Here is a 21,720-nt window from a genome sequence, read left to right as displayed (position 1 = left end):
TCACCCCATCTCTGTGGTGTCGATGGCCAGGTTGAACGGTTCAGGCAACGACACGGGGGTGCCGAAAGGCAGGGGGCCGTCGACTCGGGTGTAGCCCAGCTCGCCGGGCTGGCTGAACAGTGTGCAGGATCGCTCTTGCCGGTCTACCAACAGGTACAAGGGCGCCTGGAACTCCGCGTAGCGCCGCCGCTTGACGACACGGTCGGTTTCGGCGTTGGAGTCCGAGGTGATCTCGACGATGAGAAGCGTCTGCTGCGGGAGCAGGGCGCCACCCCCTTTCGCCAGGTCACGCGGCACGACCGCCAGATCTGGGACATACCAGTTCGGGGAGCCGGGAAGGTCGAGATCGCCCGACCCGGCGGCGCAGTTGAGCTGACGCAGCACGGGAACGAGTTGATCGCGGATGAGGTCGGCGACGTTCTCGTGATCCCACATCGGTGACACCGGTTCGATGAGTCCTTCGATGATCTCCGTCCGGTCTCCCTGAATGTGCTGGATCGCGTACTTCAACGCCTTCTCAGGGTCGGGCACTTCGTTGTAGCTGCGGGGGACGTCGTGCCATTCAGGTTGGACACTCACCGGTCCTCCAAGAGGTGTGCTGGTGCGGCCGCGACGGCGACTGACTTCCTGTTTACGCCACTGCGGCCCGCCCGCGCATCCCGCAGGCCGGCTTCTCACTCGAACGAGCGTTCCGGTCCGTGTGTCGTTGACAGATAATCGGTACGCGTCCGCCGCCGGCGCGGCCAGGATGGCCAGCATGACCTGGACCACCAGCCATGACCTCGAGGCCTTCCTCGACGCGGCCGGCCAGGCCCGGGTCGCCAACGTCTACACCCCGCCGGCGCACCGCGGCCACGGCTACGCGACGGCGTTGACGGCCTCCCTCAGCAGGAGCGCCCAGCAGGCCGGCGCGCGTGAGGTGGTGCTCTTCACCGACCTCGCCAACCCCACCAGCAACGCCATCTACCAGCGCATCGGCTACCGCCCCGTGCTCGACCGGGTCACCCTGCGGCTGTAGCGGCCTCCGCACGCGGGGGTGCGCCGTGCCCCGGTCCGTCCGTGGCCCGACCTAGAGTCGGGCCATGGCACGCACCCCGGGACCGGCCGTGCGACGTGGGACGGCGGCGGTCAGGAGACGAAGGGCGCGGCGGCCAGGTAGGGCAGGCTGCCGGCCAGCACGCCGGCGAAGACGACGGTGGCCGTCATGGTGCCCGCGCCGTCCTTCAGGCGGGCGACCAGGCCGGTGGCCACCAGGCCGAGCGCGCCGAGGAACAGTTCGTAGATGGCGAAGAGGGGAGAGGCGAGCACGGCGAGCACCAACGTGGTGGTGAAGAGCACCAGCGTCCGCCGCGAGGTCCTGCTGTCCAGCCTGTTGTCCAGCGCCTGGTCCATGACGGAACTCCTCTGCACAGCCGGGGTGTTGACCGGTTCTGCGATCACTGTCCCCCGGATTCGGCCGACTCATGCCGCATGTCGAAGATGAGCGAACTGGCAAGAGAAGGTGATCGCCTCGTGTCCTTCCCTGGCGGCTTCCTGTCATGCATGAGCGAGGAGATGAATATTCGCCCACCGGCGGTTCGCGCGTCCACCGAAGGGAGTCCACCCGTGGCCTGTTCGAGCAACGCCCTCTGGTCCGGCAACACCACCTGGTTCTGCTGAGGCGCCTCCTGGGGCCCCTGCGGCTCCGCCGGCGGCGGCGCCTGCGGCGACTGCCGGTCGAGCGCCAACCAGGGCGCCTGGCCCACCTCTCCCAGGCGTGCTGGGAGCTCACCCGCCCCGACCTGTGCGGCGAGAGCGGCATCCCGGCCCGCGGCTGCGGCTCCGTGCTGAACGTCAGACACCAGTGCACCGGCGCCACCGTCCGCGTCGCCATCGCCGACTGCGGGCCCCGCACCAGCGGCTTCTGCGGGGAGCAGGCGTGCTGTGACGACACCTGCCTGACCAACCGGGTGCTCGACCTGACGCCCGCCGCGTTCTCCGCCATCGGCAGCCTCGACTCGGGCCTGCTGCCCGTCGTCATCACCGAGTAGGAAGCAGTCACCAAGTAGGAAGAGAAGGAGTTCCGATGGCGTCGTCAGCGCACGGTCCTTCATCGCCCCGCCGCCTCGCCCGGCGTGGCTTCCTCAGCTCAGCGGCCATCGGCGGAGCCACCATCGTGGGCGCCTCGGCGCTCGGCGCCCTCGACGCCGACGCGGCCTTCGCCGCGCCGGGTCCCTCGCTCGACCCGGCGGTCGCCGGTGTCTTCGCACGAGTGGGTCTCACCAGGGCCTTCTCGACGTGAAACGGTCAGGGATTCTGGATGGTAATGGTGGGGTCCCATCGAAAGTACCCCTTCAATTGCCGGTGGCGGTCCAGAATCTGGAAGTAGAATTCGTACGCGACACTTTGGCCGGCCTTTTTGACGGTCGCCCGCTAGTAATGATCCTGGTAGTTCTGGGTCACGAATTCTGGCCTGCCCTCTGTCCCCTCTTTCGGCATCGGATAGATGCCGTCGATCACTTCGATCTCCGGCGTCCTGATGAGCTCGTTCTTGTCGCTGCTGACGTACCTGTAGAGTAATGCCTTGTAGTCGCTGTCGAGCGACAGCGTCGTTTCCCGCCACCTGATGGTGTCCCCGGGTTCGGCCCGGAGATTCAATTGGTCCCCCGACGTGCCGATGATGTGATCCTGACGCGTCGTCATGTAGATCAGATTGTGGGCGACCGGTGTCGGCGCGTCGGGGTTCCTCGACGCGTTGGGATTCCGCTCGACGATCGTGGCCGCGTCGAACGCGATCAGTACGTTGAGATCAGCCATTTCCTGCCTCCTTCACCTACGAGAGTTTCCCGAGACGCCCCCCTTGGTGCGCCCCTTATTCCCTCCGGCCTCTCCGGCCCGTCAGGCCGTCGCGGAGGGCTTCGGCACCTTGTACGCCATCGCGCGTGGGTAGTCGTGCCGGTGTAGGCGGACGCGGACCAGCAGCGGTCCGGCGTTGACCGGGTCGATGGGGTCGGTGAGGCGGGCCAGCAGCTCGTCCAGCTCGGAGGTATGGGCGATGCTGACTCCGTTCGCCGGGGTCTTCTTGCCGGTGAAGACGGCCGCGAGGCGGTCGTAGTGCCAGGGGTGGAGGACGTTGTAGAAGTCCGCGTCGGCGGAGCCCTTCTCGGCGTAGTAGGAGGGGTGCACCAGCATCTGCTCGATGCCGTAGAAGTGGCCGTTGTCCATGACGAACACCACGGAGCGCAGCCCGAGCCTGGTGTGGGTGGAGATCTCCTGGCAGGTCTCCTGGAAGGCACCGTCGCCGACGAACACCATCGGGCGGGCGTGCCCGCGCTCGGGGGCGAGCGCGGCGCCGGTGGCCGCGCCGACCGACCAGCCGATGGACAGCCAGCTGATCTGCGACAGGAACCCGCCCGCGGGCAGGGACAGGTTCATCGAGCCGATGAGGGAGAACGCGGCGTCGGAGACAACTGTCCAGTTCTGCCGGGTCTCATGACCCAGGAAGTGGTTGATCCGGTCGAAGACGGCGTCGTAGGTGAGCCGTTCGGCGTGCCGGGACGGCCAGCCGCTGGTGCGAAGCGAGGCGCGGTGGTGTTCCAGGCCGGCGGGGCGGTCGCCGGGCGCTGCGTGGTGGGTATGGGCCTCGGCGTAGTAGTCAGCGGCCAGACCCCCGGGGCCGTAGCCCCTCACCAGCGCCTCTTGGAGGGCGGGCAGCAGCTGTTCGAGCTGGACGTCGGGGAAGTAGGAGGTGCCGACGCTAACGCCGCCGTTCGCGGCCATCACCCAGTCGCTGCCGACGTACTTCTCGCCGCCAAGGTTCTTCGACGTGGACCAGGCGCCGAGCCCGATCCGGCAGGTGGCCCAGTCCTTGAATATCCAGTGCACGTCCGGATGGCTGGCGTGGCCGTTGTAGACACCGTGGAACTGCGGCAGGTCTTCCCCGACGACGGCCTTGGCGCCGATGGTGGTGCAGAACGGCACTCCGGTGGCCTCCACCAGATCGGTGAGCTGTCCGCCGAGGCGGAACCGGTCGATCTCCTCGCCGGCCCACACGATCGGGCGGGGCCTGCCGTCCGGGCCGGGGTGTTCCTCGATCAGGGTGAGGACCGCGTTCACGGCGTCGTCCAGCATGGACTGGTTGCGCGCGCTGAACGGGCGCTCCCGGCGGAGGATCGGCTCCTTGGGCTCGGGGCAGGGCTCGTCCCACAGGTCCTCCATGACCTCCAGGTAGACCGGCCTGCGCTCGGAGAGGCACGCGGTGAGCGCGGCGTCGATCTGGCCGGCGGCGAGGCCCGGGTTGGAGATGACCTGCGCGTCCACGGTGACCTGCCGGTAGACGTTCAGGTTGCTCTCCGGGCGGGGACTCATGTGGGAGGTGAGCATGCCGAGGGCGCGGTAGTTCTGCCACTGCTCGTAGGGCGGGGAGGCGTTGATGGCGACGAGCGGGACCTGCTCGACGTAGGCGCCGCCGCAGGCGTTGAGCAGGTTGAACGCGCCGACGCTGTAGGTGACCGCGGCCGCGCCGACGCCGTGGATGCGGGCGTAGGCGTCGGCGGCCTGGCCCGCGCCGCCCTCGGTGGGGGTGCCGACCCACTCGATGTCGCCCTCGGCCCGCAGGGTGGTCAGGAACGGGCCGAGGTGGTTGCCGGGAACACCGAACAGATGGGTGATGCCCAGCTCGGCCAGACGCACAGCGAGGTAGCGGGCGACCGTGCACTCGGGGATGACCGCGGTCACGAGCCGTCCTCCTCCTTCGGGCGCGGGGTGGTGACCGGCGGGGCCTGGTGGACGGCGACCGCGGCACGGACGGCGCTCTCCAGAGCGCCCTCGATCCAGGCGTGCTTGAGGGAGGTGTGCTCTCCGGCGAAGTGCACGGGGCCTTCGGGCCGGGAGACGTCCAGGTGGAAGCTGGTCATCTGGTGCGCGGTGTAGATGGCGGCCTCGCCGAAGGCGTACGGGTCGCGGGCCCAGCTCTTCGTGGCGCCCCGTCCGGTGAAGAACACCTCGATGCGTCGGCCATGCAGGGCCTGGAGGTTGCGCAGGGCGTAGACGTAGCGCTCCGCGTTCCGCATGGAGTCCCAGCGCGCGGCGTCGTCGGACCAGCAGTACGAGGCGAGCACCACGCCGCCGGTGCTGCCCTCGACCCGGTGCGAGGGGTAATACGTGAACCGGTTGGGGTTGTCGGTGACGGAGCCCCCTCCGAAGCAGTGGGTGGCAGGGCGGATGGCCGGGCCGCGCGGCGGCATGGTGCTGTTGAGCTGCCGCATCTCCTCGGTGACGGTGCTGTCCTTGACCGCGGCGCCGAGCAGGCCGGCGTCCGCCTCGGCGAGCGTGATGGCGGGATCGGGGTCCGCCTCGGCGCTCGGCCGGTAGTACTCGTAGAGGCCCGGTGCGATGCTCTCGAGCTCGTTGCGCCAGTCGTCCTCGGTGAACTCCCACCACCGGTGGCTGAACTCCAGCAGCACCTTGGTGGCCTGGTCGTAGTGGGTCTCGATGATGGCGCGGCGCTTCTTGTACGACATGGAGGGGACGATCTCCACGAAGCGCAGGGCGGAGAACGGGATGGTGACGATCGCCAGGTCCGCGGTCCACAGGCGCGGTTGGGCCTGCGGGTCGTTCTCTTCGACGGTCTGCACGGCCACGCCCCATCCGTCGGGTCCGACGGCGCCGGTGCCCTCGGGGTCGGCGTCGCGGCTGGGGTCGTGGTATTCGAGGCGGATCATGCGGTGGCCGAGCTGGACCTCGTCACGCAGTCCCTGGTGGAGGGCGTGCGGCAGGCGCCAGCTGCCGCCGGGTATCTCCCAGTAGCGGACGGTCGGGTTGATGTCGCTGCGGCTCAGGAAGCTGTGGAAGAAGGAGAGGTGCAGCCGTGAGGACATGTTCTCGAGGGTTCCGACGGCCTCGATCGCCTCGTCGCTGAGCCCGGCGTAGTCGCGCAGGAAACCGCCCATCGAGTAGCCGTCGAAGTCGCGGATCACCCGGGCCCAGCCCTTGACCCACTCGTCGAACGGCTTGTTGACGCGCTTGCCGTCGACGACATCGGAGTAGTAGTCGCGCACGCTCTCCAGCGCGTCGTCGACCATCTTCACGGCGGGGGCGCGGACCTCGTCGTCGGTGAGGTGGAAGCCCTCGTTGATCCGTTCGGGAGAGGTGGTGTATTCGGCCCGCCGCACCTGGATGCGGTTGGCGCGGATCCAGGAGTTGCCACGCTTGTCGGGTTCGCGGAAGTCAGGGTTGTCGTCGCCGTAGGTCCATGTCTGGCCGGTGAAGGAGGTATACCTCACCGGGGGAACGGGGACTTCGGGGCCGCTGCGGGTGGAAGGGTCCACATCCACGTTGTAGAACTGGCGGCGGCCGAGCCCGAGCTTGTCGACGAGGGCGAGGACGAGCGGGTGGAAGTCGGGCAGCCGCATGGCGCCGGCCTCGGCGTACTGGGCGGGGTCATCGAAGGGCTGGTGGTGCTTGGTGGTGCGGAAGGTCTTGATGCGTCCGCCGACGCGGCTGGCGTTGGCCTCGAGGATGGTGACGTCGTGGCCGGCGTCCTTGAGCAATCGGCCGGCGACGAGGCCGGTGATGCCGGCGCCGATGATGAGGATCTTCTTGCGCGGGTGGTGGGTGGGGCCGAGGCGGCCCGTGTCGATCAGGGTGCGGAGATAGCTGAGCTTGAGGTCCTCGTCGTCCGGTCCGACGAGGAGGAGTTCACGGGCGAGCCTGAGACACGTCTGCCAGCGCGCACGGGTGGCGGAGTTGTCCCGCGGAGTGTCGGTCACAGCTGAGGATCGTACTTATGTAGAAAGCATTTCGCGGCTCCGCCGGCAGGCAAAGTCCTAAAAACGCCGATCGCACCGCTTGACGGAATTTCGACTTGCCCGGAGTTCCCTGACGAGAACTGGAGTTTCGCCAGGGGTGGAGGGGGAAAGAGAACAAAGCTGCGGCAATGATCCGCCTCACGGAATGCGGAAACCCTGGGCCCCGATGGCGGCGACCTTTCCGGACATTCCCACCCGCCGGGAAGGCGGCCAACACGCCTGACGACCCCTCGGGCACCCGCAAGGCATCCAGGCGGCGCGGCTCGTTGCCTCATATGCCTCCGTGCCTGTTCTCACTGACATGTGGTTGGTCACTCCCTTGGGTGACCCGCAAGGAGACAGCGACGTCGAGTGAGGTGCTGCTCCTCGACCCTTTCGGTGAGTTCTTCCGGTTCATGGGCAAACCCGCGACCTGGTCCCGACTGTGTCGGTGCCCAGGCGAGCCCCGACTCTGTACGAGAGCACAGTGACCGCCTCGCCGGGCAGGCGCGTTCGGCGAGTACGCTGGACGCTGAGCATCTAGCGGAAGGCGGCACGTATGGGTGTCACGATAGAACGCCTGTCTCCGGGAGACGGCAAGAACTTCCCCCAGCGAGGGGACATGGTGGTGATTCACTACGTCGGGACGCTCTTGGACGGCAGGAAGTTTGATTCCTCCTACGATCGTGGGACGCCGTTCGAGACGAAGATCGGCGTCGGCAATGTGATCAAGGGGTGGGACGAAGGCGTCCCCCAGCTATCGCTCGGGGAAAAGGCAATCCTGACCTGCACGCCCGACTACGCGTACGGGGACCTGGGCTTTCCTCCCGCCATCCCCCCAAATTCCACACTCCGGTTCGAAGTGGACCTTCTCAGGATCATCAGGTGACATCTGATCGTGCCGGGGTGGAGCGGGAGGGTTCGCGGGAGTCGGGGGCGTGAACCGATAGTTTTGGTGGTCCGGGCCCTCTTGTCTCCGTGCCCCTGACAAGCGCGGTTCAGAAGGGCCCGGCCCTCGTAATGCGATGGCCCCGGCTGGCGGGAGTAGACAGACGGAGGCCAGAGCCCGGCGGATGCCGGGGGGCGAAGTTCAGCTCATGGTGGGTCTCGGTGTTCCACCAGTGGTGTGGGCCGATGCCGGCGCCGATATCGGCGAGCACGTACGGGAGGCCGCTGTGCAGTACGTTGAGGCGGAACTGGTCTTTCAAGGACATCGGCCAGGAGCTGGGTGTGTCACCTGGGACCGTGAGCCTTTTCCAACCTGGTTTGGCCTGCGGTGTTGAGGTGGGGGGCTGGGTGGAGAGATGGGCGAAGCTCCTGGTAGATGGGTTGTCGACCAAGATCAACCTGTCCGCCCGGAGCTTCACGTGCTTGTCTACCCATCGGGGATCGATCTGTCCAGTTCGGCTCTTCGTCGTCTCTCCGGGCTGCTGGTTGCTCGGTGCTTGGAACGGGGGACCCGGTGGCGGCGTCTTCCTGTCGGCCGGCAGGCTCTCCTTGTCCTGGCCCATCTGCGGTGCGGTCACACCTACGCCCAGCTCGCAGCCGGTTTCGGCATCGGCATCACCACGGCGTACCGGTACGTCACCGAGGCCGTGGAGATCCTCGCGGCCCTTGCCCCGGACGTGACTGCGGCGGTCGGCTCGGTGGCCGGCAAGGCATTCGTGATCCTGGACGGGACACTGCTGCCGATCGACCGGATTGCCGCCGACCGGCCGTACTATTCCGGCAAGCACCACCGGCACGGCATGAACGTCCAGGTCCTCGGCGACCCTCCCCCAGCCTCCGGCCGGGAGGTGCCCCATGGACGGCTGCTGTGGGCGTCACCAGCCCTGCCCGGAGCCGTCCACGACATCCGGCGCCGCCCGCACCCATGGGATCGTCGACGCCTTGACCAGCGCGAACATCCCCTGCTGGGCCGACAAGGCATATCGAGGTGCCGGCGGCACCCTCCGCGTGCCCTACTGGGGACGGTGGGAGACGCTGTCAGCCGGCCAGCAGGCCCACAACCGTTCCCACCCCAAGATCCGAGCCCTGGGAGAACAAGCCGTCGCCACCCTGAAGTCCTGGCGCAACCCACGGAAGCTGCGATGCAGCACCACCCGCATCACCGACCTGGTCAAAGCCATCCTCACACTTCACCTGAGCTCCGCAGCCTGAGGTTGGAAAAGGCTCACTGCCTTGGGAGGACCCCAGTCCTCCCAAGACGGCGGTGGAGGCCAAGCGCCGGCGGCCCAGGTCGTACGCACTCCTGGTGACTGGCCGGGAGCGACGGGCGATCAACCGGAACTACCTCAACTCGCACGTCTGGAAGCCCGCCCTGGCCGAGTCCGGTGTGATCGCGCCTCTGGAGCAGAACGTCCGGGGCGGTTCTCGCGTCTGGGAACCGTCCTCCGAGCACGGATTTCACGCCCTGCGACACTTCTACGCGTCCGAGCAACTGGAAGCCGGCGAGTCGATCGTGTCTCTGGCCCAGTGGCTCGGTCACGCCGACCCGGGGTTTACGCTCCGTGTGTATGCCCACTTCCTGCCACGCGCGGGGGCACGGGGAGCGGCCGCCATCGATGCGGTCTTCGGCCGTGACCGGAGCGACCCGGGTGCGGCGGAAACTCCCGGAGCACTCCCACAGACGGCGGCGCACCCCCACCGGTCCCGCGTCTCCGCAGGCCGGGGTGGGTGCGTCGAACGGGCTCTGTCAGATGTCGCGGAAGGTCTCGATCTGCGCGCCCACCGAGTTCAGCCGCTCGGCCAGGTCCTCGTAACCGCGGTTGATCACATAGACGTTGCGCAGCACCGAGGTGCCCTCGGCGGCCATCATCGCCAGCAGCACCACCACGGCGGGCCGCAGCGCCGGCGGGCACATCATCTCGGCCGCCCGCCACCGGGTCGGGCCCTCCACCAGCACCCGGTGCGGGTCGAGCAACTGGAGCCGGCCGCCGAGCCGGTTGAGGTCGGTGAGGTAGATGGCGCGGTTGTCGTAGACCCAGTCGTGGATCAGCGTCGAGCCGTGCGCCGTGGCGGCGATCGCGGCGAAGAACGGCGCGTTGTCGATGTTGAGGCCGGGGAACGGCATCGGGTGGATCTTGTCGATGGGCGCCTCCAGCTTGGAGGGCCGCACGGTCAGGTCGGCCAGCCGGGTGCGGCCGTTGTCCGCCTTGTACTCGGCGCCGAGGTCGTGGTCCAGGCCCATGCCCTCGAGCACCGCGAGCTCGATCTCAAGGAACTCGAGCGGCACCCGACGGATCGTCAGCTGGGACTCGGTGACGACGGCCGCCGCGATCAGGCTCATCGCCTCGACCGGGTCCTCGGACGGCGCGTAGTCCACGTCCCGGTCGATCTCCGCGACGCCGTGCACGGTGAGCGTGGTGGTGCCCACGCCCTCGATCCGCACCCCCAACTGCTCCAGGAAGAAGCACAGGTCCTGGACCATGTAGTTGGACGAGGCGTTGCGGATGACGGTGACGCCGTCGTGCCGGGCGGCGGCCAGCAGCGCGTTCTCCGTGACGGTGTCGCCGCGCTCGGTCAGCACGATGGGCCGCTCGGGCGCGACGCCCGGGGTGACCGTGGCGTGGTACATGCCCTCGGTCGCGGTGACCTCGAGGCCGAACCGGCGCAGCGCCATCATGTGCGGCTCGACGGTGCGGGTGCCGAGGTCGCAGCCGCCCGCGTAGGGGATCTTGAAGCGGTCCATGCGGTGCAGCAGCGGACCGAGGAACATGATGATGCTGCGGGTGCGGAGCGCGGCCTCCTTGTCGATGGCGTCGAGGTCGAGCTCGGCCGGGGGCACGATCTCCAGGTCGGCGCCCTCGTTGATCCAACGGGTGCGCACCCCGATGGAGTTGAGCACCTCCAGGATCCGGAAGACCTCCTCGATCCTGGCCACCCGGCGCAGCACGGTGCGGCCCGAGTTGAGCAGGCTGCCGCAGAGCAGCGCGACGCACGCGTTCTTGCTTGTCTTGACGTCGATGGCGCCGCTCAACCGGCGACCGCCGACCACCCGCAGATGCATCGGGCCCGAGTAACCGAGCGAGACGATCTCGCTGTCCAGCGCCTCACCGATGCGGGCGATCATCTCAAGACTGATGTTCTGGTTCCCGCGCTCGATGCGGTTGACCGCGCTCTGGCTGGTACCGAGCGCCTCCGCGAGCTGGAGTTGTGTCCAGCCACGATGCTGACGTGCGTCCCGGATGAGCTGTCCGATCCGGGCGAGGTAGTCGTCGATCATACGCATGAGCGTATCTCACATATGAGATGCCGCTCGCCAGGGTGGGCCGTTCGAGTGAGTCGGCGTTCGAACGGGTAAGCTCCACTTGTTCGCATGCAATGCGAACAACTCGCGGACCCAAGGGGAGGGACGTCTCATGACCACCGCACGCCGAGTCGCCTCGGTCGCCGTGCCGTTCGGCATCGCGACCGCCGGCTACCTCGGGATCTTCCTGGCGCGTTACGACCGGCTGCCCGATCGCCTCGCCACCCACTTCGGCGGGGGCGGCGAGGCCGACGGCTTCATGGACCGGGCCGTGGCGCTGTGGGGTGGCACCGGCATCCTGCTCGGCCTCGCGCTGCTCTTCACCCTGCTGGCCCTGGCCCCCGACCGCGGCGACGGGGCGGGGCGGCGGCTCACGCTGGCCATCGGCGCCGGCACCGCCGCCACCATCGGATATCCACTGATCTGGACGGTGCTGGCCAACACGGACGCGGCGGCCCCGGCGGACGTGCGGCTGCCGCTGTGGCACGTTCCACTGCTGTTCGCGGCCGGCGTGGCGGTCGGGGCGCTCGCCTGGTGGCTGGTCGGGGCGGGCCAGGGCCGCGCCCCCGAGCCGGCGGCGCCCGCGCTGTCCCTCGCCGAGGGGGAGTCCGCGGCCTGGAGCCGCGCGATCTCCTCCCGTTGGGCGCTGCTCGCGGCCGCCCTGGTCGGGGTGAGCGGGGTGGTGGCCGGGGTCTTCGGTCCGTGGTCGCTGGGGCTGCCGGCGCTGCTGCTCGGCCTGGGCTGCGCCGCCTTCGCCAGCCTGCGGGTCACCGTCGACCGCCGCGGCCTGGTGGTCGTCTCGACGCTGCTGCCGAGGCCCCGGCTCGGCGTGTCGCTCGGCCGCATCGCCGACGCCCGCAGCGTCCAGGTCAGCGCCCTGGGGGACTTCGGCGGCTGGGGCTACCGGATGCGCCCGGGGCGGCGCGGCCTGGTGCTGCGCTCCGGCGAGGCGCTCGCGGTTCGAACGAAGGCCGGGCGCGAGTACGTCGTCACCGTCGACGACTCGGCCACCGCCGCCGCGCTGCTCAACGGGCTCATCGAGCGTCGGAACGGGGAGCGCGGCTGAGATGCTGTTCCGGGTGGTGCCCGGCTCGCCCGTGCCGCTGGGCGAGCAGATAGCGGCCTGCGTGCGTCGCGCCGTCGCCGACGGCACGGCGTCCCCCGGCGAGCGGCTGCCGCCGGCCCGCGAGGTCGCCGCCTCACTCGGCGTCAACATCCACACGGTGCTACGCGGTTACCAGCGGCTGCGGGACGAGGGGCTGATCGAGCTGCGCCGCGGCCGGGGCGCGGTGGTCACCACGGCGCCGGGGGCCGCCCGGCTCTCCGAGCGGATCCACGCGGCGATCGCCGAGGCCCGCGAGCTCGGCCTGACCGACGAGGAGTTCCTGGCCCTCGTTCGGGCAGGTCTGGCCGCCGCACCGGCGCCTGCCGCGCCCTTCGCGCGCTGATGTACTAGAGTTATCTCGACATCGAGATATCTGGTCACGGCGCAGTACGTGTCGACCGCCCGCTCGGCGGCTTACTTAGGGTCACCTTATCGAGCCTCGTCGGGACGCGAACGGCAGCATTGCGGCAGAACGCGCGAATACCTGTGTTGAAGGAGACAGTCGTGTCGGCGAACAGCTTCGACGCCCGCGATACGTTGCGGGTCGGCGACGAGTCGTACGAGATCTTCCGGCTGGACAAGGTGGCGGGCTCGGCCCGGCTGCCGTACAGCCTCAAGGTGCTGCTCGAGAACCTGCTCCGCACCGAGGACGGGGCCAACATCACCGCGGACCACATCCGCGCACTCGGCGAGTGGGACGCCTCGGCGCAGCCCAGCCAGGAGATCCAGTTCACGCCCGCCCGCGTGATCATGCAGGACTTCACCGGCGTGCCCTGCGTGGTCGACCTCGCCACCATGCGCGAGGCCGTGCGTGACCTGGGCGGCGACCCGGCACGCATCAACCCGCTCGCCCCCGCCGAGCTGGTCATCGATCACTCCGTCATCGCCGACAAGTTCGGCACTCCCAACGCCTTCCAGCAGAACGTCGAGCTCGAGTACGGCCGCAACCGCGAGCGCTACCAGTTCCTGCGCTGGGGCCAGACCGCCTTCGACGAGTTCAAGGTCGTCCCGCCGGGCACCGGCATCGTCCACCAGGTCAACATCGAGCACCTGGCCCGCACCGTCATGGTCCGAGGCGGCCAGGCCTACCCCGACACCCTCGTCGGCACCGACTCGCACACCACCATGGTCAACGGCCTCGGCGTGCTCGGCTGGGGCGTCGGCGGCATCGAGGCCGAGGCCGCCATGCTCGGTCAGCCGGTCTCCATGCTGATCCCGCGCGTCGTCGGCTTTAAGCTCACCGGCGAGCTGCCCACCGGCACCACCGCCACCGACCTGGTGCTCACCATCACCGAGATGCTGCGCAAGCACGGCGTCGTCGGCAAGTTCGTCGAGTTCTACGGCGAGGGCGTGGCCGCGATCCCGCTGGCCAACCGCGCCACCATCGGCAACATGTCGCCGGAGTTCGGCTCCACGGCCGCCATCTTTCCGATCGACGCGGAGACCATCAGCTACCTGAAGCTGACCGGCCGCGACCCCCAGCAGCTCGCGCTCGTCGAGGCGTACGCCAAGGAGCAGGGCCTCTGGCTCGCCCCGGCGACCGAGCCCGAGTTCTCCGAGTACCTGGAGCTCGACCTCGCCACCGTGGTGCCCTCCATCGCGGGACCGAAGCGCCCCCAGGACCGCATCGCGCTCTCCGACGCCAAGGTCAGGTTCAGCGAGGACGTGCGCAGCTACGTGCCCGCCACCGACGTCGACGAGGCCGGCAAGGAGTCGTTCCCCGCCTCCGACGCGCCGGCCATCAGCAACAGCGCGCCCAGCAGGCCCGTCACCGTCACCGCGGCCGACGGCACCACCTTCGAGCTCGACCACGGCGCCGTCACCGTCGCCGCCATCACCTCCTGCACCAACACCTCCAACCCCTCCGTCATGGTGGGCGCGGCGCTGCTGGCCAAGAAGGCGGTCGAGCGCGGCCTGACCCGCAAGCCCTGGGTCAAGACCACCCTGGCGCCCGGCTCCAAGGTCGTCATGGACTACTACGACCGCGCCGGCCTCACCCCCTACCTGGACAAGCTCGGCTTCAACCTCGTCGGCTACGGCTGCACCACCTGCATCGGCAACTCGGGCCCGCTGCCCGAGGAGATCTCCCAGGCCGTCAACGACAACGACCTGGCCGTGGTCTCGGTGCTCTCCGGCAACCGCAACTTCGAGGGCCGGATCAACCCCGACGTCAAGATGAACTACCTGGCGTCCCCGCCGCTGGTCGTCGCCTACGCCATCGCCGGCTCGATGAAGATCGACATCACCACCGAGCCGCTGGGTCTCGACCCCGACGGCAAGCCGGTCTACCTCAGCGACATCTGGCCCTCCGAGCAGGAGATCGAGCAGGTCGTGGCCTCCGCCATCGGCCAGGAGATGTTCGGCCAGAGCTACTCCGACGTCTTCGCCGGCGACGCCCAGTGGAACGCGCTGTCGATCCCGACCGGCTCCACCTTCGAGTGGGACGCCGAGTCGACCTACGTCCGCAAGCCCCCGTACTTCGAGGGCATGACCATGGACCCGGAGCCGGTCGCCGACATCAGCGGCGCCCGGGTGCTCGCCAAGCTGGGCGACTCGGTCACCACCGACCACATCTCGCCCGCCGGCGCCATCAAGGCCGACACCCCGGCCGGCAGGTACCTCACCGAGCACGGCGTCGCCCGCCGCGACTTCAACTCCTACGGTTCGCGGCGCGGCAACCACGAGGTGATGATCCGCGGCACCTTCGCCAACATCCGGCTGCGCAACCAGATCGCGCCCGGCACCGAGGGCGGCTACACCCGCGACTTCACCCGGGCCGGCGAAGAGGGAGGGGCGCCCGTCTCCTTCATCTACGACGCCTCCCGCAACTACGAGGCCGCCGGCGTGCCGCTCGTGGTGCTCGCCGGCAAGGAGTACGGCTCCGGCTCCTCCCGCGACTGGGCGGCCAAGGGCACCGCGCTGCTCGGCGTGCGCGCCGTGATCGCCGAGTCCTACGAGCGCATCCACCGCTCCAACCTGATCGGCATGGGCGTGCTGCCGCTGCAGTTCCCCGCCGGGCAGAGCGCCGACTCGCTCGGCCTGACCGGCGAGGAGACGTTCGCCATCAGCGGGGTCACCGCGCTCAACGACGGCGGGATCCCGGAGACCGTGAAGGTCACCACCGACACCGGCGTGGAATTCGACGCCGTGGTGCGGATCGACACCCCCGGCGAGGCCGACTACTACCGCAACGGCGGGATCATGCAGTATGTGCTGCGCTCGCTGATCCGCAGGTAGGGGAAAGATCGGCGACATAGGCACACCGGTCGCCAGAAAGGCGCAGAAAGAGGCGTCAAACGCGCGGGCCGCCCTCCTTTTCCACCGGAGGGCGGCCCGCGCCGTGTGTCGTGGAGATCTCAACTCGGAAAAGCCTCCCCGCGATCGCGGTACGCGATCTTCCAAGCCCGAGCCAAGTGGACTATACCTGTCGGGATCCGGGCGGCCTCCACCGTCTGATCCGTCTCGAAGGCGAGGACTTGAACATGCATTCCGGTCCATACCTCAACCGCCGCGCCCTGATCAGAGGCTCCGCCGCCGCGGGCCTGCTCGCCGTTCCCGCGGTCGGCGCGCTGACCTCCTGCGCGAGTGGCGGCGGCAGCGGCGACAACGGCGACGGCGCCGAGCGTGGGGAGACCTCGGCCGACAACCCGTTCGGCGTCAACGCCGAAGCGGGCCTCGAGGTCGTCATCTTCGACGGCGGCTTCGGCGACCAGTACGCCATCGACGCCGAGGCCCTCTACCAGGAGCGGTTCGGCTCCGTCGACCACACCAAGACCCAGGAGATCCAGTCCCTGCTCCAGCCCCGCATGGTGCAGGGCGACCCGCCGGACGTGATCGACAACTCCGGCGCCCAGGCGATGGACATCGCCGCCCTGATCCGCAACGAGCAGGTGCACGACCTCACCGAACTGCTCGACGCGCCCTCGCTCGACGACCCGAACGTCACCGTCCGGGACACCCTGATGCCCGGCACCGTCGAGATGGGCCAGTTCGGCAGCGAGGCCTGCTACCGCCTCAACTACGCGCTGCACGTCTACGGCCAGTGGTACTCGCGCACCGCGCTCGAGCGGATCGGCGCCGAATACCCCCAGACCTGGGACGAGATGCTGGCCGTCTGCGAGGCCGCCAGGCGCGAGGGCATCGCCGGCTGGACCTACCCCGGCGTCTATCCCTACTACTTCAACTTCACCCTCTACCCGTTCATCGGCAAGATCGGCGGCGTCGAGGTCCTCCAGGCCCTCGACAACCTGGAGCCCAACGCCTGGCGCCACGACGCGGTCCGCGAGGCCTTCGAGGCCTACTACGAGCTGACGGCCCGCGGTTACGTGCTGCGCGGCAGCCCCGGCATGACCCACGAGGAGTCCCAGACCGAGTGGACCCAGGGCCGCGCCCTGTTCATCCCCAACGGCTCCTGGGTGGAGAACGAGGCCGCGCCGACCACGCCCGACGACTTCGACATGGCCGTCGGCCCGCCCACCGGCCTCGACTCCTCCGACGCCCTGCCGTTCGGCACCCTGTGGGCCTCGCCTGGCGAGCCGTTCTTCGTGCCCGCGGCGGCCGACAACGTCCCCGGCGGCCTCGAGTTCCTGCGGATCATGCTCGGCCGCGAGTCGGCGCGGAACTTCACCGAACTGGTCTCCTCGCTCACCGTCGTGCGCGGCGCCACCGAGGGACTGACGCTGCCGCCCGGCCTCACCAGCGCCTCCGAGATCCTCGAGGCCGCCGGCGACAACCTCGTCAGCTCCCGGCTGCCCGACTGGTACCGGCAGCTCAACAACGAGGAGATCGGCGGCGCCGTCGCGGCCATGATGGCCGGCGAGATCGAGCCGGAGGAAGCCATCACCCGCTGTCAGCGGGCGGCCGACGCCACGGCCCAGGACGACTCCATCCAGAAGTTCCAGCACGCCTGACCCGGACCAGGGGGCGGTATGAAGGACACCCCGCGGGGCCAGGAACGCCTGACCCCCCGCGACCGACTGCTGTTCACGGTGGCGTTCCTCGTGCCGCCCCGGTTCACGCCCGACCGGGTGCGGCGCGACCGCCGCTACCGGAAGCTCGACCAACGCCGGTTCATCGCCTGGTTCCTGGCCTTGCCACTGCTGGTCTACGCGATCTTCGTGGTCTCGCCGTTCCTCCAGGCATTCTTCTACTCGCTCACGGACTGGACCGGCTACAGCGCCACCTACACCTTCACCGGTCTCGACAACTACCAACGCATGCTGGAGGACGACAAGTTCTGGGAGTCGCTGGTCAACAGCCTGCTGCTGCTCGTTCTCGCGCCACTGGTCACGCTCTCGCTCGGGCTCTTCCTCGCCTACATGCTCAACGTCGGCGGCCGGCGCGCCGGAGCCACCGGCGGGGTCGCCGGCGCGCGGTTCTACAAGATCGTCTACTTCTTCCCGCAGGTGCTCTCCATCGCGGTGATCGCCATCATCTGGGCCCGTATCTACAGCCCCACCGGACTCCTCAACGAGGGCCTGGGCGCCGTCGGCCTCGACTCCTGGGAGCGGGAGGACTGGATGGGCGGCGACATCGCCGTCTGGTGCGTACTCGCTGTGCTCTGCTGGGCGTTCGTCGGTTTCTACGTGGTGCTGTTCTCCGCGGCCATGAGCTCGGTACCTGGCGAGATCTACGAGGCCGCGCTGCTCGACGGCGCCGGCCGCTCGGTGACCTTCTTCCGGATCACCCTGCCGCTCACCTGGGACACCGTCCGCACCGGCTGGATCTACATGGGCATCCAGGCCCTCGACTCCTTCGCCTTGGTGGACGTCATGGTCCCGGAACACGGCATGGACGTGCTGCCCAGCTACCTCTTCGAGAAGGCCTTTCGCGACGCCCAGGCCGGCTACGCCACCGCCATCGGCGTCGCCCTGTTCCTCGTCACCCTGGTCTTCGCGCTGGTGATGATGCTGGTTGGCCGGCGCGAACGGATCGAGCTCTGAGCGCTCCGCCGGGAGAGCCGCGCCATGCCGTCGATCGACTGCGAAAGGAGAACCAGAACCGTGAGCGTCACCAGCACCGACCCGCGCCAGGACAGCCCGGCCGCCCCCGAGACCGGCCCCGCGGCAGGCGCCGGACCCGCTCGCCGCGAGGGCAAGGGCGGGGTCCTCAACGTCTTCTCCCAGTCGTTCCTCGTCCTCTGGGCGCTGATGGCCGCCGGCCCGGTGATCTGGGTGGTGATCTCCAGCTTCCGCCCGCACGCCGACGTCGTCGCCGACCCCTTCGGGCTGCCCACCGAGCTGCGCTGGGAGAACTTCAGCAACGCCTGGACCAACGCCGACATCGGCCGGTACGCCGTCAACTCGCTGATCATCCTGTCCGGTTCGCTGACCGGCACGATGCTGCTCGGCTCCATGGCCGCCTACGTGATCGCCCGCTACAGCTTCCGCGGCAACCGGGCGCTCTACCTGCTCTTCACCGGCGGGCTGATGTTCCCCGTCTTCCTCGCCCTGGTGCCGCTGTTCTTCGTGCTCAACAACTTCGGCCTGCTGAACACCAGGCAGGGCCTGATCATCGTCTACATCGCCTACTCGCTCCCGTTCACCGTCTTCTTCCTGGCCTCCTTCTTCCGCAGCCTCCCGGGCGGCGTCCAGGAGGCCGCCGCCCTGGACGGGGCCTCGCACACCAGGACCTTCTTCCAGATCATGATGCCGATGGCCAGGCCGGGACTCGTCAGCATCGGGATCTTCAACTTCCTCGGCCAGTGGAACCAGTTCGTGCTCCCACGGGTGCTCAACGTCGGCGACCCGAACGACGCGGTGTTGCCCCAGGGCCTGGCCGCGCTGATGGTCCAGCAGGGCTACGAGGGCGACTGGGGCGCGCTCTACGCCGGCGTCACCATGTCGATGCTGCCGGTCCTCGTCGTCTACGTCACCTTCCAACGCCAGGTGCAGTCGGGACTCACGGCCGGCGCACTGCGGTAGCCGGGACCGCCGGGCCTGGCAAGCGGTTTCCCCGCTGTTCCCCCAAGCCCGGCCTCGAGTTCATATAGTGGGCGCGGCCGCGCTGCCGGAGCGGGCCGGCGGGCCCGCGGTCGTGCCCGCCCGGGAGACCGGAAGTGGAGTGAGCCGTGGAGACTCCGGGGTCGCAGTCCTCGCTGCACCGGGCCAATCTGGAACGCGTCGTCCGCGCCGTGCGCGCGGCCGGTTCGCTCACCCAGGCCGACATCGCGAGAACCACGGGCCTGTCCGCCGCCACCGTCTCCAACATCGTTCGGGAGTTGAAGGGCCTGGGCACCGTCGAGGTGCGCACCACCTCGGCCAGCGGCCGGCGGGCCCGCAGCGTCTCGCTCTCCACCGACGCCGGCATCGTCGTTGGCGTCGACTTCGGCCACTCCCACCTCCGTGTCGCCGTCGGCAACCTGGCCCACCAGGTCCTCGCCGAGGAGGCCGAACCCTTCGACGTCGACTCCTCGGCCGACCAGGGCTTCGACCGCGCGGAGAAGCTGGTCGGCCGGCTGCTCACCATGGCCGGCGTCGACCGCGCCAAGATCATCGGCATCGGGCTCGGCGTGCCGGGCCCCATCGACGTCGCCACCGGGGCCCTCGGCTCCACCGCGATCCTCCCCGGCTGGCGCGGCACCAACCCGCGCGAGGAGCTCGAGGCGCGCACCGGCGTCCGGGTCCACGTGGACAACGACGCCAACCTCGGCGCGCTCGGCGAGTACGTGTGGGGGAGCGGCCGCGGCGCCGGCGACCTCGCCTACATCAAGGTGGCGAGCGGCGTCGGCGCCGGCCTGGTCATCGGCGGCCAGATCTACCGCGGCCCGGGCGGCACCGCCGGCGAGATAGGCCACATCACGCTCGACGAGTCGGGCCCGGTCTGCCGCTGCGGCAACCGCGGCTGCCTGGAGACCTTCACCTCGGCCCGGCACGTGCTGCCGCTGCTCCACTCAAGCCACGGCACCGACCTCACCATGCACCGGGTCGTCCAGCTGGCCCGCGAGGGCGACCCCGGCTGCCGCCGCGTCATCGCCGACGTCGGCCGGCACATCGGCACCGGCGTCGCCCAACTGTGCAACCTGCTCAACCCGAGCCGCGTCGTGCTCGGCGGCGACCTGGCCGAGGCCGGCGAGATCGCCCTCGGCCCGATCCGCGACTCCGTCGGCCGTTACGCGATCCCCAGCGCCGCCCGCCAACTCACCCTGGTGCCGGGCGCGCTCGGCGGCCGCGCCGAGGTGCTCGGCGCGCTCGCGCTCGTGCTGCGCGAAATGGGCGACGGAATGCTGCTCGGCCCGGCCGTCTGAAAGCGGACAAGAAACGGGCGGCGGCCGGCCGCGAATTGACCGAACGGGCGAGATGACGATCAAGAGCTCGCGTTGTTCCCTTGAATTGCTCGGCTAAACGGGCGAGACGCGAGTCATGAAAAGTCTCGGTTCGGTTGACGCATGTTTCAAGTATTGACGGCACGTTTACCCCGGAGTTAGCTCTCTGCCGACCGAGGCCGCGGAGTTGCCGCCCTATCGGAAGGCGAAGCCAACCATGCGTCAGTTACTGCGAAATGCCGCCGTCGGAGCCACGACCCTCGCCCTGGCCGCCGCACTCGCCGCCTGCGGCGAGGCCGGTGGGGGAGACGACGACGACACGAACGGCGGCGAACCCAACGAGGGCGGCGGCACGATCGGCCTGCTCCTGCCCGAGGACGCCACCACCCGCTATGAGTCCTTCGACCGGCCCTTCATCGAGGCCAGGATCCAGGAGCTGTGCGGCGACTGCGACGTCCAGTACGCCAACGCCGGCGAGGACACCAACACGCAGGGCCAGCAGTTCGACGCGATGCTGACCGCCGGCGTCGACGTGATCATCCTCGACCCGGTCGACGCCTCGGCCACCGGCTCCTGGGTGGAACAGGCCGCCGCCGAGGGCGTCGCCGTCGTCGCCTACGACCGGCTCGCCGAGGGCCCGATCGACGCCTATGTCTCCTACGACAACGTGCGCGTCGGCGAACTCCAGGGCGAGACCCTGCTCTCCTCCCTCGGCGACGAGGCCGAGGGCGCCCGGGTGGTGATGATCAACGGCTCGCCCACCGACCCCAACGCGGCGATGTTCAAGGAGGGCGCGCACTGGGTGCTCCACGAGACCGTCGAGGTCGTCTTCGAACAGGACGTCGCGGGCTGGGACTCGGCCGTCGCCAACGAGGAGATGAACGCGGCCATCGAGTCGCTCGGCGACGACGGCTTCGACGGCGTCTACGTCGCCAACGACGGCATGGCGGCCGGCGTGATCACGGCCCTCAACTCGGCCGGCATCACCGACGTCCCGGTCGGCGGTCAGGACGCGGAACTCGCCGCGCTCCAGCGGATCGTGGCCGGCGAACAGACCTTCACCATCTACAAGGCGCTGCGGGAGGAGGCCGAGACCGCCGCGGAGATGGCGATCCGCCTGCTGCGGGGCGACGCGCTCAACGACCTGGCGCCCGAGACGGTGGACAGCGCCACCGACCAGGACATCCCGGCCCGCCTGCTCACGCCGGTCGCCGTGACCGTCGACAACATCGCAGACACGGTGATCGCGGACGAGTTCTACACGGTGGAGGACATCTGCACCGCCGACTACGCGGAGGCGTGCGCCACGGCAGGCCTCACCTGACGGCCTTGTCCC

At 69.2% G+C, this 21,720-nt stretch carries 16 protein-coding genes and 3 pseudogenes; 13 read left to right on the top strand and 6 right to left on the bottom strand.

The genetic code is table 11. The features are described from left to right. Positions 1-579, bottom strand: coding sequence for a Uma2 family endonuclease (locus tag E1265_RS11240; RefSeq protein ID WP_132930135.1), 579 nt, complete (start codon positions 577-579; stop codon positions 1-3). Between the two features lie 223 nt (positions 580-802). On the opposite strand from E1265_RS11240, the pseudogene E1265_RS11235 reads away from it, so the two are divergent. After that, positions 803-1,018 (top strand): annotated as a pseudogene (locus E1265_RS11235) (GNAT family N-acetyltransferase); the annotation flags it as partial. A 110-nt stretch (positions 1,019-1,128) separates the two neighbouring features. On the opposite strand, the gene E1265_RS11230 reads toward E1265_RS11235, so the two are convergent. Then, the gene (locus E1265_RS11230; RefSeq protein ID WP_132930134.1) at positions 1,129-1,392 is read right to left on the bottom strand and encodes a hypothetical protein; all 264 of its coding nucleotides are present in this window, start codon (positions 1,390-1,392) and stop codon (positions 1,129-1,131) included. A gap of 146 nt (positions 1,393-1,538) precedes the next feature. Here E1265_RS11230 and E1265_RS11225 point away from each other — a divergent pair, with 146 nt between their 5' ends. Both E1265_RS11225 and E1265_RS11220 read left to right on the top strand, forming a co-directional pair. After that, entirely contained in the window at positions 1,539-2,030 is a 492-nt protein-coding gene (locus E1265_RS11225) for a septal ring lytic transglycosylase RlpA family protein (protein WP_243740696.1), read from the top strand. A 35-nt stretch (positions 2,031-2,065) separates the two neighbouring features. Then, complete coding sequence (locus E1265_RS11220) at positions 2,066-2,281, top strand: hypothetical protein (protein WP_243740695.1); 216 nt, start codon at positions 2,066-2,068, stop codon at positions 2,279-2,281. A gap of 5 nt (positions 2,282-2,286) precedes the next feature. Here the strand turns inward: E1265_RS11220 and E1265_RS11215 are convergent. The 3 genes and pseudogenes from E1265_RS11215 to E1265_RS11205 form a co-directional block, all read right to left on the bottom strand. Continuing rightward, positions 2,287-2,796, bottom strand: a pseudogene (locus tag E1265_RS11215) (inclusion body family protein). Positions 2,797-2,877: 81 nt separating this feature from the next. Then, the gene (locus tag E1265_RS11210) at positions 2,878-4,716 is read right to left on the bottom strand and encodes a thiamine pyrophosphate-binding protein (RefSeq protein WP_132930133.1); all 1,839 of its coding nucleotides are present in this window, start codon (positions 4,714-4,716) and stop codon (positions 2,878-2,880) included. Continuing rightward, positions 4,713-6,749 (bottom strand): FAD-dependent oxidoreductase, encoded by a 2,037-nt coding sequence (locus tag E1265_RS11205; protein WP_132930132.1) that lies wholly within the window; start codon positions 6,747-6,749, stop codon positions 4,713-4,715. The genes E1265_RS11210 and E1265_RS11205 overlap by 4 nt, the downstream gene beginning before the upstream one ends. 577 nt (positions 6,750-7,326) lie before the next feature. Between E1265_RS11205 and E1265_RS11200 the strand changes: the two genes are divergently transcribed. Then, positions 7,327-7,656 (top strand): FKBP-type peptidyl-prolyl cis-trans isomerase, encoded by a 330-nt coding sequence (locus E1265_RS11200; protein ID WP_132930131.1) that lies wholly within the window; start codon positions 7,327-7,329, stop codon positions 7,654-7,656. A gap of 478 nt (positions 7,657-8,134) precedes the next feature. Further along, positions 8,135-8,927 (top strand): annotated as a pseudogene (locus E1265_RS11195) (transposase family protein). 535 nt (positions 8,928-9,462) lie between these two features. Here E1265_RS11195 and E1265_RS11185 read toward each other — a convergent pair. Then, the gene (locus E1265_RS11185; RefSeq protein WP_132930130.1) at positions 9,463-10,992 is read right to left on the bottom strand and encodes a UDP-N-acetylglucosamine 1-carboxyvinyltransferase; all 1,530 of its coding nucleotides are present in this window, start codon (positions 10,990-10,992) and stop codon (positions 9,463-9,465) included. Positions 10,993-11,128: 136 nt separating this feature from the next. Between E1265_RS11185 and E1265_RS11180 the strand changes: the two genes are divergently transcribed. The 8 genes from E1265_RS11180 (at position 11,129) to E1265_RS11145 (ending at position 21,708) form a co-directional block, all read left to right on the top strand. Next, positions 11,129-12,082, top strand: coding sequence for a DUF1648 domain-containing protein (locus E1265_RS11180; protein WP_132930128.1), 954 nt, complete (start codon positions 11,129-11,131; stop codon positions 12,080-12,082). 1 nt (position 12,083) lies between these two features. Then, positions 12,084-12,464 (top strand): GntR family transcriptional regulator, encoded by a 381-nt coding sequence (locus tag E1265_RS11175; RefSeq protein WP_132930127.1) that lies wholly within the window; start codon positions 12,084-12,086, stop codon positions 12,462-12,464. A 161-nt stretch (positions 12,465-12,625) separates the two neighbouring features. After that, positions 12,626-15,358 carry an aconitate hydratase AcnA gene (gene acnA / locus E1265_RS11170; protein WP_132930125.1) on the top strand — a complete coding sequence of 911 codons (2,733 nt, stop codon included), beginning with the start codon at positions 12,626-12,628 and terminating at the stop codon, positions 15,356-15,358. 245 nt (positions 15,359-15,603) lie between these two features. Beyond that, positions 15,604-17,031, top strand: coding sequence for an N-acetylglucosamine/diacetylchitobiose ABC transporter substrate-binding protein (ngcE, locus tag E1265_RS11165; RefSeq protein WP_132930123.1), 1,428 nt, complete (start codon positions 15,604-15,606; stop codon positions 17,029-17,031). Positions 17,032-17,049: 18 nt separating this feature from the next. Next, a complete protein-coding gene (locus E1265_RS11160; RefSeq protein ID WP_132930122.1) occupies positions 17,050-18,063 on the top strand; it encodes a sugar ABC transporter permease in 1,014 nt (337 codons plus the stop codon). Between the two features lie 60 nt (positions 18,064-18,123). Then, positions 18,124-19,044, top strand: coding sequence for a carbohydrate ABC transporter permease (locus E1265_RS11155; protein ID WP_243740694.1), 921 nt, complete (start codon positions 18,124-18,126; stop codon positions 19,042-19,044). 146 nt (positions 19,045-19,190) lie between these two features. Continuing rightward, positions 19,191-20,366 carry an ROK family transcriptional regulator gene (locus tag E1265_RS11150; protein ID WP_132930119.1) on the top strand — a complete coding sequence of 392 codons (1,176 nt, stop codon included), beginning with the start codon at positions 19,191-19,193 and terminating at the stop codon, positions 20,364-20,366. A gap of 235 nt (positions 20,367-20,601) precedes the next feature. Beyond that, entirely contained in the window at positions 20,602-21,708 is a 1,107-nt protein-coding gene (locus E1265_RS11145; protein WP_132930118.1) for a substrate-binding domain-containing protein, read from the top strand. Positions 21,709-21,720 lie beyond the last annotated feature (12 nt).

Source organism: Streptomyces sp. 8K308 (assembly GCF_004348315.1).
Taxonomy (GTDB): Bacteria; Actinomycetota; Actinomycetes; order Streptomycetales; family Streptomycetaceae; genus Streptomyces.
Note: the sequence above shows the minus strand (reverse complement) of the source record. Positions and strands in the feature narration are given on the sequence as shown.